At 51.4% G+C, this 12629-nt stretch carries 10 protein-coding genes; 4 read left to right on the top strand and 6 right to left on the bottom strand.

Going from position 1 to position 12629, the window contains the following annotated elements; translation table 11 throughout:
• Complete coding sequence (locus LX66_RS12580) at nucleotides 1-1182, top strand: homoserine dehydrogenase (RefSeq protein ID WP_145713855.1); 1182 nt, start codon at nucleotides 1-3, stop codon at nucleotides 1180-1182.
• A 122-nt stretch (nucleotides 1183-1304) separates the two neighbouring features.
• On the opposite strand, the gene LX66_RS12575 is transcribed toward LX66_RS12580, so the two are convergent.
• From LX66_RS12575 to LX66_RS12560, 4 genes are read right to left on the bottom strand one after another with little or no spacing between them, the layout of a single operon-like run.
• Nucleotides 1305-1874, bottom strand: coding sequence for a Maf family protein (locus LX66_RS12575; protein ID WP_145713852.1), 570 nt, complete (start codon nucleotides 1872-1874; stop codon nucleotides 1305-1307).
• Entirely contained in the window at nucleotides 1874-2815 is a 942-nt protein-coding gene (locus tag LX66_RS12570) for a geranylgeranylglycerol-phosphate geranylgeranyltransferase (RefSeq protein ID WP_145713848.1), read from the bottom strand. Before LX66_RS12570 ends, LX66_RS12575 begins: the two co-directional genes overlap by 1 nt.
• A gap of 55 nt (nucleotides 2816-2870) precedes the next feature.
• Entirely contained in the window at nucleotides 2871-3392 is a 522-nt protein-coding gene (locus LX66_RS12565) for a KdsC family phosphatase (protein ID WP_145713845.1), read from the bottom strand.
• Between the two features lie 58 nt (nucleotides 3393-3450).
• Nucleotides 3451-4221: a Rossmann-like and DUF2520 domain-containing protein gene (locus LX66_RS12560; protein ID WP_145713842.1), complete on the bottom strand. Its 771-nt coding sequence runs from the start codon at nucleotides 4219-4221 to the stop codon at nucleotides 3451-3453.
• Nucleotides 4222-4435: 214 nt separating this feature from the next.
• On the opposite strand from LX66_RS12560, the gene topA reads away from it, so the two are divergent.
• Both topA and LX66_RS12550 read left to right on the top strand, forming a co-directional pair.
• Complete coding sequence (gene topA / locus LX66_RS12555; RefSeq protein ID WP_145713839.1) at nucleotides 4436-6790, top strand: type I DNA topoisomerase; 2355 nt, start codon at nucleotides 4436-4438, stop codon at nucleotides 6788-6790.
• 30 nt (nucleotides 6791-6820) lie between these two features.
• A complete protein-coding gene (locus LX66_RS12550) occupies nucleotides 6821-7693 on the top strand; it encodes a transglutaminase-like domain-containing protein (protein WP_145713836.1) in 873 nt (290 codons plus the stop codon).
• A gap of 89 nt (nucleotides 7694-7782) precedes the next feature.
• On the opposite strand, the gene LX66_RS12545 is transcribed toward LX66_RS12550, so the two are convergent.
• Nucleotides 7783-9915, bottom strand: coding sequence for a carboxy terminal-processing peptidase (locus LX66_RS12545; RefSeq protein ID WP_145713833.1), 2133 nt, complete (start codon nucleotides 9913-9915; stop codon nucleotides 7783-7785).
• Nucleotides 9916-10005: 90 nt separating this feature from the next.
• Nucleotides 10006-11208 (bottom strand): PQQ-dependent sugar dehydrogenase, encoded by a 1203-nt coding sequence (locus tag LX66_RS12540; protein WP_145713830.1) that lies wholly within the window; start codon nucleotides 11206-11208, stop codon nucleotides 10006-10008.
• A 162-nt stretch (nucleotides 11209-11370) separates the two neighbouring features.
• Here LX66_RS12540 and LX66_RS12535 point away from each other — a divergent pair, with 162 nt between their 5' ends.
• The gene (locus LX66_RS12535) at nucleotides 11371-12627 is read left to right on the top strand and encodes an MFS transporter (RefSeq protein ID WP_145713828.1); all 1257 of its coding nucleotides are present in this window, start codon (nucleotides 11371-11373) and stop codon (nucleotides 12625-12627) included.
• Nucleotides 12628-12629: the final 2 nt, after the last annotated feature.

Genomic DNA, 12629 nt, shown 5'->3' with positions numbered 1-12629 from the left:
ATGGAAAATAAGATCATTAACCTGGGCATTTTCGGGTTTGGCTGCGTAGGACAAGGACTTTACGAAGTATTGAACAGAACAAAGGGCATTAATGCCCGCATCAAAAAAATATGTATTAAAGATCCCAACAAGACGCGTCCGATAGACATGAGCTATTTTACAACGGACAAGAATGAAATCCTGCAGGACCCTACCATTGATGTGGTGGTGGAGCTCATTAATGATACGGAAGCGGCTTTTGAAATAGTAAGTACAGCGCTGCGCAACGGCAAGGCGGTAGTAAGCGCCAGCAAGCGCATGATAGCGGAGAACCTGCCGGCGCTCTACCAGTTGCAGGTGGAGAACAAGATGCCTTTCCTGTATGAGGCGTCCAGTTGCGCCAGCATTCCCATTATCCGCAACCTGGAAGAGTATTATGACAACGACCTGCTGAATGCCGTGGAAGGCATCTGCAACGGCTCCACCAACTACATACTGACCCGGATATTCGATGAGGGCCTGAGCTTTGACATGGCGCTGAAACAGGCGCAGGAAAAGGGTTTTGCGGAAACAGACCCTACGCTGGATATTGAAGGTTACGATCCCAAGTTCAAAATAGTGATACTGCTGCTGCACGCCTTTGGCACCTTTGTAAAGCCGGAAGAGGTGTTTAACTTCGGTATCCACCACCTGAATGATTTTGACATCCAGTTTGCCCGGCAGCGTGGCTGCACTGTGAAGCTGATCGGGAACTGCCGCCGCCAGAACGGGAATGTATTTGCCTATGTGCTGCCCCACCTCATTAAAGAGCATAACCTGCTGTACGATGTATCTAATGAATACAACGGCATTTTGCTGGAAAGCGCTTTTACAGACAAGCAGTTCTTTGTAGGAAAAGGCGCCGGCGGCACGGCTACCGGCAGCGCGGTATTGTCGGACATCTCTGCGCTACTGTACAATTACCGGTATGAGTACAAAAAGATCAAACAATCCAACCAGCCGGCATTTACGCACGATGTACAGTTAAAGGTATACCTGCGTTACAAAACACCCGACCAGGTGGACCTGGCAGAGTTTTACAACATCTCCGAAAAGTATGAATCCCCCACTTACCGCTATGTAGTAGGCGTGATCAACCTGGAAAAGCTGAAGGAGAAAGACTGGCTGAAGAATAAGGATGTAAACCTGCTGGTACTCGAATAGAAAATTCCAGATTCCAACATCCAAATTCCAAAATGTATGCTGGTGTTCCAATAAAATGCACCATTCATTACTATTGATGGCCTGCCGCTATTTTTGGGGATTTGGATGTTGGGATTCGGAATTTAGAACTGCTCCAGTTCCTCTACGACCCTGCTTACGGGCAATCCCATTACATTATAGAAGCATCCGTTAATACGGTCAATACCCACGGCGCCTATCCATTCCTGGATAGCATAAGCGCCCGCTTTATCAAAGGGCTGGTATTTGTCAATATAATAAGTGATCTGTCCCGGTGTGAGGGGCTTGAAATGCACATCAGTGGTTTTTGCAAAGAGGCGCTCCCGCTCCTGGTGCCGGATCACCACGCCGGTGATCACCTGGTGCGTACGCCCGGCCAGCGCAGATAAAATACGGATGGCGTCTGCCCGGTCCTTAGGCTTGCCGATAATGGTATCATCCAGCACCACCACGGTATCCGCCGCTATAATAATATCCTCCGCCTTGCAGAGCGCCGTTACGGCCTGCGCCTTCTGGCGTGCGATGTGTACCGGCACCTCCGGTATGGGCATGTCCGGTGGAAAGGTTTCCGCCGTTTCCACCACCTTTACCTCGAAAGGAACGCCGGCCTGCTCCAGCAGTTGCTTGCGCCGGGGCGACTGTGACGCCAGGATCACGGGTTTTCCTTTATACATTAAAGATAGATTTTAAGAAAAATCATGGATAATATACCGGTAAGCATGATCAGCTTGATCAGGGAGCTTACTTTGTGGTAGTGCTCCGGCAAATGCGCTTTTCTTAACAACAGCCAGGTATACACGCCGGGCAACTGTACCAGCAGCAGCAGGTAAGCAATGGCCAGGTACCAGCCTGGTATGGCCACCCTGATCTCTACCAGCAACATCAGCACCTGCAGGGCCAGCAGCAGGCCGTAGCACAATCTTTTTGCAGGCAACACACCCCATACAATAGGGATGGTGCGGCATCCGTCCTTGCTGTCGCCTATCATGTCTTCCAGGTCCTTCACTACTTCCCGCACCATAGATATAATAAAGGCAAACAGGGCATACACGCCAATGATCTGTATCAGCTTGCGGCCCGCTGGCGACAGGATGGCTTCAAAGCTCTCGTAGATCTGCTTTTCATAAAAGCCTACCACTACTACAGACAGGGCCGTAAGCAGGGATATGACCACGTTCCCGATCAGCACCTGCCGCTTAAAGGAAGTAGAATAGAACCAGAGCAGCAGCGAGCAGATCACCTGTGTAAAGCCCAGGTATATCTGCCCTATTTTCCAGGCCACGATAAACCCCAGGGACACACCGGCCATATTAAATATGGTGTGCCAGGCCATGGCCCAGCGCCGGCTGATGATCTTGTCCAGCACCATCTTATCCGGCTTGTTGACGATATCTATATTAATATCAAAATAATCGTTGATGATGTAGCCCGCCGCAGCCACCAGCATGGTGGAGATCGACAACAGCATAAAACCGGTAAAGGAAAGGGAAGGCACTTCCCCGCTGCTGACCAATACCGGGGCTACCACGCAGTATTGCAGTAGGAACTGCGTAAGCCCTATATAGATAAGGTTAGGGTAACGGATAAGTATGAAAAATGCTTTCAATAGCTTCATGATCAGATTTATTTACCTCCCGTCATACTTCCTGCTTCTTACTTCCTTCTTCGTATTATTTCGATGCGATCGTTTCATCTATTTCCCAATGCCCGTTGAGCTTCAGCACTTTTTCTATGATCTCCCGCACACAACCGTTGCCGCCGCTTACAGGAGAAATATACCGGCAGATGCTTTTGATCTCCGGTACCGCATCGGCCGGGCATACCGGCAGACCTACCATTTGCATGGCGCGGTAATCCGGTATGTCATCTCCCATAAAAAGCACCTCTTCCCAACGCAGGGTATTTTCCAGCACATAATCCTGTAGTTGCTCCTGCTTGTCCGTCACATTTACATAAATGTCCTTTATGCCCAGCCCCTGCAGGCGGCTTACCACGCTTTCCGACTTGCCGCCGGAAATCACTACGATCCGGTATCCTTTTTTTACGGCCAGTTGCAGGGCATAACCGTCCTTCACATTCATTTTCCGGGAAAGTTCGCCACCGGGCAGCAGTTGTACAGTACCGTCGGTTAATACGCCGTCCACATCCAGTACAAAAGTGGTAATATGCTTGAAAAGAGATAGCACGTTCATTATATATAATGGTATATATGCCCGTGATCGGGCAGATCGCAAAAATATGTTTTATTGGTTAAACTTTTTTTGCGTGGAACTGGTAAATACTGTCGGACATGACCTGGTATATCAGGCGCAGGTACTCGTCATTTTCCAGCAGGGAACGGTGCTGGGCCATGGTGGATTCATCGCCGCGGAGGGCAGGCCCGGTTTGTACAGATTCCGGCGGGAATTTCTCCAGCCGCTCAAAGGTCTCTTTTATAATAGGTTGCAGCATAGTGAAATCCAGCCCCTCCTGCTCGCAGTATTCCTTTGCCCTGGCTATGAGGTGATTGGTAAAATTATTGCACAATACCGCGGCCAGGTGCAACTGCAGGCGCTGGCGGGAGCTAATGATCGCTATTTGTGAGGCTATGCTCTGGGCCAGGGCCTGCAGACGGCGCAGCACCTCATCATTGCTGGCTTCCAGCATAATAGGGATGGGCGGGTAGGTTTTCAGCTCCTTGCGGATGGACTGCAGCGGGTATAGCACCCCGGTGTGGGTAGATATCCTGCTGATGGCTTCCAGGGGCACCGCCCCGGCCGTATGGGCCACGATCCGCTTACCCAGGCGCAACTGGTCGTTCAGTTCCGGGATGGCCGCATCGCTCACCGCCAGCAGGTACACATCCGCCTCCATATTAATATCCAGCAAATCGTCCGTAGCCTTTGCATGCAGCATTTCTGCCAGCTCTTCCGCATGGGCTTTCTGCCGGCTGATGACCTGCAGTATCTGGTGCCCGTGCAATTTTAAAAGGTGGCCATAACAATGTGCTACGTTACCCGCCCCTATAATAACAATCTCCATAATGATCCTTTTTTTCCTTTCTCAGATGCCGAATATATGAATATACGTAAATAAGTATCCAACCTGATCTATTTCTTTACATTAAAACAACTTATAACGCAATAAACAAACCCTTATTTTTTATTCTCAGGCTTAATTTCTATACTTGCAAAAATCGTATTTGCATTTTTTATATTAATTTTTGCATATTTAGCTCGCATTAAAGAAGGCATTCATGGCAAAAAATCTAGTTATAGTTGAGTCCCCGGCCAAGGCTAAGACCATAGAAAAGATATTAGGAAAAGACTTTGAGGTAAAATCTTGTTTTGGGCACATACGCGACCTGGAAAAGGACGATATGGGTATCGACATCCAGAATAACTTCAAACCTAAATATGCTGTTCCGGAAGATAAAGAGAAGATTGTAAAGGAGTTAAAGAAGCTGGCCAAGGATACCGACGAGGTATGGCTGGCAACGGATGAGGACCGTGAAGGAGAGGCGATATCCTGGCACCTGTGCGAGGTGCTGGGCCTGGACCCCCATACCACCAAACGCATTGTTTTTCATGAAATAACCAAGCCGGCCATTGAAAGGGCGGTGCAGCAGCCCCGTACCCTGAACATGGACCTGGTAAATGCGCAGCAGGCCAGGCGCATCCTGGACCGCATTGTAGGGTTTGAGCTCTCGCCCGTGCTGTGGCGCAAAATGAGCATGCGCAACTCCCTGTCTGCCGGCCGCGTACAATCCGTAGCAGTAAGGCTGATCGTGGAAAGGGAACGGGAGATCAACGCTTTTACGCCGGTGAGCAGTTTTAAGGTAGAGGCTTTCTTTACCGCCAGAGACGCCCAGGGCAGAAACCTTTCCTTCAAGGCCGACGGCCCTTCCCGCTTCAAATCAGCGGAAGATGCGGAAAAGTTCCTGCAGGACTGCATCGGGGCCGCTTACACCGTGAAGGACATCCAGGTAAAGCCGGGCAAAAAATCGCCGGCAGCGCCTTTCACCACTTCCACCCTGCAGCAGGAAGCCAGCCGCAAGCTGGGCTACAGCGTTTCAAAAACCATGCTGCTGGCGCAGAAATTGTATGAAAGCGGTAAGATCACCTACATGCGTACCGACTCCGTGAACCTGTCCGATACCGCCATTACCGATATCAAGCAGGCCATAGAAAAAAGCTACGGGGAGCGCTACCACCAGCATCGTAAGTACAAGAACAAGAATGAGTCCGCGCAGGAAGCGCACGAAGCCATACGGCCTACCTACATGGAAAATGCTTCCGTAGACGACAGCGATACCCGGAGACTGTATGAGCTGATCTGGAAACGCACCATCGCCAGCCAGATGGCCGATGCGGAACTGGAGAAGACCATTGCCAAAATCGATATCTCCACCAACCATGAAGAGCTGACCGCCAGCGGCGAAGTACTGAAGTTCGACGGCTTCCTGAAAGTATACATGGAAGGCCGCGATGACGAGGACTCTTCAGAAGAAGAAGAACAGGAAGGCGTACTGCCCCCGCTGCAGGTAAAGCAGGTGGTGGACCTGAAGGAAATGAAGGCCACCGAGAAATTTACCCGCCCGGCTCCCCGTTATACGGAGGCCAGCCTGGTAAAAAAGCTGGAAGAGCTGGGCATTGGCCGCCCGTCTACCTACGCGCCTACCATTACTACCGTGCAGAAACGCAATTACGTGGAAAAACGGGACAAGGAAGGCATCAAGCGGGAATATCGTATCTTAACGCTGAAAAATGACCAGATCAGCAAGCAGGCGGAAACCGAGAACACCGGGGCGGAAAAGTCCAAGCTGTTCCCGACGGACCTGGGCATGATCGTGACCGATTTCCTCAACCAGTACTTTGATTCTGTAATGGACTACGGCTTTACGGCCAAGATCGAGGAAGAGTTTGATGAAATTGCCCACGGCAAGAAGGTATGGAACAACATGCTGAACGAGTTCTACCAGCCTTTTCATAAAGATGTAGCCAATACGCTGGAAAACGCGGAAAGGGTAAAGGGAGAACGCTACCTGGGCGATGATCCCGAATCCGGCAAGCCCGTAGTGGCCCGCATGGGACGGTACGGCCCCATGATCCAGATCGGCAAGGCGGAAGACGAGGAGAAACCCCGTTTCGCCAAGCTGAAGGCCACCCAGAGCATTGAGACCATCAGCATGGACGAAGCCATGGAGCTGTTCAAGCTGCCGCGCAACCTGGGCCTGTTTGAAGGAACGGAAGTGATCGTGAACATCGGCCGCTTTGGCCCCTACGCACAGCACGATAAAAAGTTCTACTCCCTTAAAAAGGAAATGGACCCTTACACCGTGGAGCTGGATGAAGTAGGGCCGCTGATCGTGGAGAAACGTACCGCTAAAGACCAGCGTACCATCAAAATATTTGAAAAGGAAAAGATACAGATACTCAAGGGCCCTTATGGCCCTTATATTAAACAGGGACTGAAGAACTACAAGATTCCGAAAGAAAGGATAGACCATGCTGCGGATATCACCGTGGAGGAAGCAAAAGCCATTATAGAAGATGCCAAAGCCAACCCGCCCAAGAAAAAGGCACCGGCGAGGAAGAAGAAGACAGAATAATGTGCAGATGTGCAAGCAATTTTGTAGCGTATGAATGAAACAAAAGAAATCAATGCTCTATTCCATTTGCTGGACGATCCGGACCAGGAAGTGTTTGATACGGTAGCCAACAAAATACTGTTGTATGGCAAGGAAATTATTCCTAACCTGGAGCATTTGTGGGAGACTACGGTGGACGAATCTATCCAGGAACGGATAGAACAGTTGATTCATCGCGTGCATTACCAGGACCTCCAGGTAGCTATGCAGCAATGGACCCGGGCAGAAAACCCCGACCTGCTGCAGGGCGCTATACTGGTGGCCAGGTACCAGTTCCCGGACATGCAACCGGGACCTATCATGACGGAAATAGAGCGCATCAAGCGTAACATATGGCTGGAGCTGAACAACTACCTGACCCCGCTGGAGCAGATCAACGTGCTCAACAGCATGATCTATAACTATTTCGGGCTGAAGGGAGAGGAAGTAGCGTACATGCGCAAGAACCAGTTCTTTATTAACCAGGTAATAGAGGCCAAAAGAGGTAATCCCATCACCAACGGGGTTATTTACCAGAGCCTCTGCTCCATGCTGGACCTCCCGGTTTATGCCGTGAACATTCCCAGGCAGTTCATACTGGCCTATTTCGACTCTTTTTACGATTTTGCGGAGCCACCCAAACCGGACGACTACCGCATCCTGTTCTTTATAGACCCCATGCAGGGGCAGATCTATTCCCACCAGGATGTAGAGACCTACCTTAAACGAGTATCCGTACCGCCGGTACCGGCATACTATAAACCGCAGTCCAACAAACAGATCATCCGTTTCCTGCTGGAAGAGCTGGCCAAATGCTACCAGGATGACAAGGAAAGGTACAAGTATGACGAGCTGATGAACCTGATCAACATGTTGGCGGATTGAGCTGAAAGCTAAACGCATAAAGCAAAAAGCCGATTGCCTCGTAGATATTCGCGACAATCAGCTTTATGCTTTATGCTTTATGCGTTCTGCTAATTCTCCTGCTTTCCTTTCATTTTAGGATAGGACATCACGATCAGGTCGTTCATCACATTTACCGCCTCATCCAGGTAAAGGTCCTTTGCGCGGAACTTCAGCCAGTCCTTATTGCGGGCCAGCTTGGACGTATCGGAGCCCATCTTTTCCAGGTCTGTTTGCAGGTTGGTGATGTTCAGCTCCTTCAGCTTATCGTTCACCGCGTCATACTTTTTCAGGGCAGCGGCGTTGCTTTTCTGCTCTGCTTTGAAGGTTTCCAGGTTCAGTGAATAAGCATCCTGCTTATCCATATTTTTGATGGTGTTGATATTGTCCGTCATGATCTTGAACGCTTCGCTGCTGCTCACCCTTTGGGCGCTGTTACGTTTCAGCGCGTCTACGTTCACGGGATCGTACCAGGGAGTGTAGTTGGCTTTGGGTATTTCATCCCAGGCCAGGGCATCCTCATCTTTCTTCTCTCCCACTTCGTAATAAGGGTCCGGCAACACGATATCGGCGTTTACGCCCTTCAACTGGGTGGAGCCGCCGTTGGCGCGGTAAAATTTCTGCACGGTCAGCTTCAAAGCTCCCAGGGCGCCGATCTCGGGCTTGCTGGGGAAGAAATCATCCAGGTTGTACATCCGTTGTACCGTACCTTTCCCGAAAGTGGAAGCACTGCCAATGATCACGGCGCGTTTGTAATCCTGCATGGCTGCAGCCATGATCTCGGAGGCGGACGCGCTGTACTCGTTCACCATAATGGCCAGCGGACCCTCGTACTGCACATTTTTATCGCGGTCCGGCAGTACGATCTTGTCGCCGCCGCGGGAGCGCACCTGTACAATAGGCCCTTCGGGGATAAAGAGGCCGGCCATCTGCACTACATCCTGCAGGGAGCCGCCGCCGTTAAAACGCAGGTCCAGTATAATGCCTTCTACCTTTTCGGCTTTCAGCTTCTGTATTTCCTTAGCTACATCTATCGCGGAGCGGGCGCCATTCCTGTCCTGGAAGTCGGCATAGAACTCCGGCAGGTAGATGTACCCTATCTTATGCTTTCCGTTGATAATGGCGGATTTTGCAAAAGTGTCGTCCAGCACTATTTCATCCCGCACAATCGCAATATCCTTGATCGTACCGTCCACGCTCTTTACTGTCAGGCGTACCGTGGTACCCTGGGAGCCGCGGATCAGCTTTACGGCATCTTCCACCGCGTAACCGGTAATATCCACGGGTTCCTTGCTGCCCTGCGCCACTTTCATGATCACATCATTGGCTTTCAGTTGGCCTTGTTTCCAACTGGGGCTGCCGGTAACAATGCTCACGATCTTGATCTTGCCGTCTTCTTCCCGCAGTTGCGCACCAATACCGAAGAATTTACCGGCCATCTGCTCTTCAAAATATCTTTTGTCTGCAGGTGGCATAAAGTCCGTGTGCGGGTCCATCGTGGTGGTAATGGCGTTTACATACAGGCTGAAACGGTCGTTATCGTTCTGCTTATTCTTCAGGCGGTCAAAATAGCGGTCGTATAGTTGTTTTACCTTGGCCCGTGCCTCTGCTTCCAGCTCGGCATCTGTCTGGAACCTGGCATTCACCGAGTCCTTTTTCTTCTTATCCCGCAGTTCCTGCAGGTCGGTCAGCTTTTCCAGGGTGCGGTATTTCAGCACCTTGCGCCAGGCCTCCTGGCGGGCAGCTTCATCTGCCGGGAAGTCCAGCTTATCAGGGTCCAGCACTACCTTTTCCTCCTTTGTAAAATCGAAAGGCTTGGAAAGTATGGCCGGGTAGATCAGCGTGGCTTCATTAACCCGCTGTTTAATAAGGCTGTTAACCGCGTTGAAGCACTCCAGCGGCGCGCCCTGCAGCTCATCGTCTATATGGGTGGACAAGGCGGAGAGCTTGTCAATATCACTTTTCAGGAAAAATTTCTTTTCGCTGTCCAGGTCTTTCAGGTACTTGGTAAATACCTCTTTGGAAAAAGCATCATCAATGGGCTTGGGCTTATAATGACCTTCTTTCAGTATTTGTCCTACCAGGTTCATGATGATCTCGTAGCGGCCCGGGGGATCTTCGGCTTTCCCTAACTTACTGAAAGCCAGTACTCCACCGGAAATAATGATCAGCAGCACCGGTATTATCACTTTCATTCTTCTCATATGGATCCAAATTGAACTTTATCTATCAAATTTAAACTAAAATTGGCACCTGTTATTACAGGTAATCTGTGGTTTAACAAAATATTACCGCTAAAATCCTACCAATTTGTACACGGCTCCTGTAAACCCGTCGGACGTGGAGGCGCTGGTGAGCATGTACAGCTCTCCCGCCTCATCCTGGCCCCAGCTCAATATCTGCAGTCCACCTGCAGGGCGGCCGGTCAGCTCCAGGTCTGCACGTTCCCATTTCCTGCCGCTGTTCACCAGTACCCAGGTTTTGCCATTGTAATCGCCGTACACGTACCCCCCGTTCAGCGATGGGATAGCTTTTCCCCGGTATACATAGCCGCCGGTAACACTGATGCCCAGGTCGTGGTCATATTCATCAATGGGGGGTATCAGCTTGCTTTTATCCGCCCCATCCGGCACATTATACTCATGGAATCCTTCCATGATGCGCCAGCCGTAGTTGCCGCCTTTCTCAATGATATCCACCTCTTCGTACTTGTTCTGTCCTACATCCCCGGCAAACAGTTGTTTGGTGCCCCTGTCAAATGAAATGCGCCAGGGATTGCGCAGCCCGTAAGCCCATATTTCGGGGCGCGCTCCCTCCTGCCCCACAAAAGGATTGTCTTTGGGCACGGCGTAAGGAGTGGCGTCCACGTCTATCCGCAGTATCTTTCCCAGCAGGGTGTTCAGGTTCTGCCCGTTACCCGCAGGGCCATGCTTGTCGCCCGCGCCGCCGCCATCGCCCAGGGCAATGTACAGGTAACCGTCCGGGCCAAAAACCAGGTCGCCACCGTTGTGGTTGGACTGTGGCTGTTCTATTTCCAGCAGCACGCGTTTGGTGGCAGGGTCTGCTACATTGGGATTAGCCGACACGGTGAACTCCGCTACGCGGCTTTTATGGTTGCTGCCGGATACGTCTGACGGCACGCTGTAATACACGTAAAACTTCCTATTGCTTTCAAACTGCGGGTGAAAGGCAATGCCCAGCAGGCCGCGCTCATCGTAAGCCGGGTTGATCCTTACCATTTCCGCGCTTACGTCCAGGAATGGCCGGGTCAGCAGCTTTCCGTTCTGTACGATCCATACCTTTCCCTCCTTCTGGCAGATGAACAGCCGGCCACTGCCATCGCCGGGCACGCCCAGCGCCACCGGGGAAAGTATCCTGTTGGTGACCAGTTGCAGGCGGGCCTTGCGGGCCGGCGGCTCATTCCGGGAAGGACCGGCCTGGCACATCAGGCTGCCAGCCAGTAGCGGCACGGCCAGCAATAAACGAAGTGCATTCATAAAGAAGTATTGACTATAAAAATAATCATCCTGTTACAATTAATAATGAAGAATTAATAATCGTTACAGTGGTGTTTCATTGAAACAACTGTGGCCATCATTATTAATTATTAATTCTTCATTGTTAATTAATTTTGTGCCTGCAAATCAAAATTCATCAGCTTGGACACAGCGGCCACTACCAGGAACGACCCATATGCTTCCCTGCGCATCCGGGAATTCAACTACTACCTTGTTATCCGTTTTGCAATTGTGTTTGCCCTCACCATGCAGTTTACCATTGTAGAATGGAAAGTATACGAGCTGGCCCGTGATCCTTTCTCACTGGGGCTGATAGGGCTTTCGGAAGTGATACCGGCCGTGCTGCTGGCGCCCTTTGCCGGCCACCTGGTAGACCAGCGGGAGAAACGGGGCATGCTGCTGGCCTGCGTAGTGGCCTACATTGTGCTGGGCACCGGCCTGTTCCTCCTTACCTGGGACCGTATGGTGCAGGGTATTCCCACTCACTGGGTACTGAACATGATCTATGCGCTGGTGTTCATGGGCGGAATAGTGCGGGCCTTTACCAGCCCCTCCAATTTCACGATGCTGGCCCTGCTGGTGCCGCGGCAGTTGTATGCCAACGCCTCTACCTGGAGCAGCAGCGCCTGGCAGGTAGGCGGCATGGCCGGGCCTGCGCTGGGCGGCCTTTTTATACACCTGCTGGGGGTGCACTGGTCTATGCTGCTGGTGGTGATCATTTTCCTGGCGCCGCTGTTCAGCCTCCTGCAGATAAAACCCAAACCCATTCTCTATAAATCCCAGGGCGAGGGCTTTGTGGCGGGCCTTACCAAGGGCATGCGCTTTGTGTGGAACACCAAGGTAGTACTGAATGCCATGGCGCTGGATATGTTTGCGGTGCTGTTTGGCGGGGCTACGGCCATGCTGCCTGCCTTTGCCACGGACATACTGCATGTGGGCTCCCTGGAATTCGGTTTCCTGCGTGCGGCCGTGGCGGTAGGATCGCTGATGACCATGTTCATATTGGCTTACCGCCCACTGGTGACCAAACCGGGCATCAAGTTGCTGGCGGCAGTATTCGGCTTCGGGATCTGCATTATCGTGTTCGGGCTGTCCAAGAGCTTTTACCTATCGCTGATAGCGCTGCTGCTCAGCGGTATGCTGGACGGCATCAGCGTAATTACCCGGCAAACCATCCTACAGCTAAAAACGCCGGATGAGATGCGGGGAAGGGTAGCCTCTGTAAGCTCCATGTTCGTAGGCTCCTCCAATGAGTTGGGCGCTTTTGAAAGCGGCTTTGCCGCCCGGCTGATGGGGCTGGTACCTTCCGTAGTATTTGGCGGCTGCGTAACGCTGGTGGTGGTGGCTACTACCTACATCATTTCACCGGCCATGCGTAAGCTGGACCTGAAAGCGTAATA

The sequence above is a fragment of the Chitinophaga japonensis genome, from assembly GCF_007830125.1.
In the GTDB taxonomy this organism is placed as follows: domain Bacteria; phylum Bacteroidota; class Bacteroidia; order Chitinophagales; family Chitinophagaceae; genus Chitinophaga; species Chitinophaga japonensis.
Note: the sequence above shows the minus strand (reverse complement) of the source record. Positions and strands in the feature narration are given on the sequence as shown.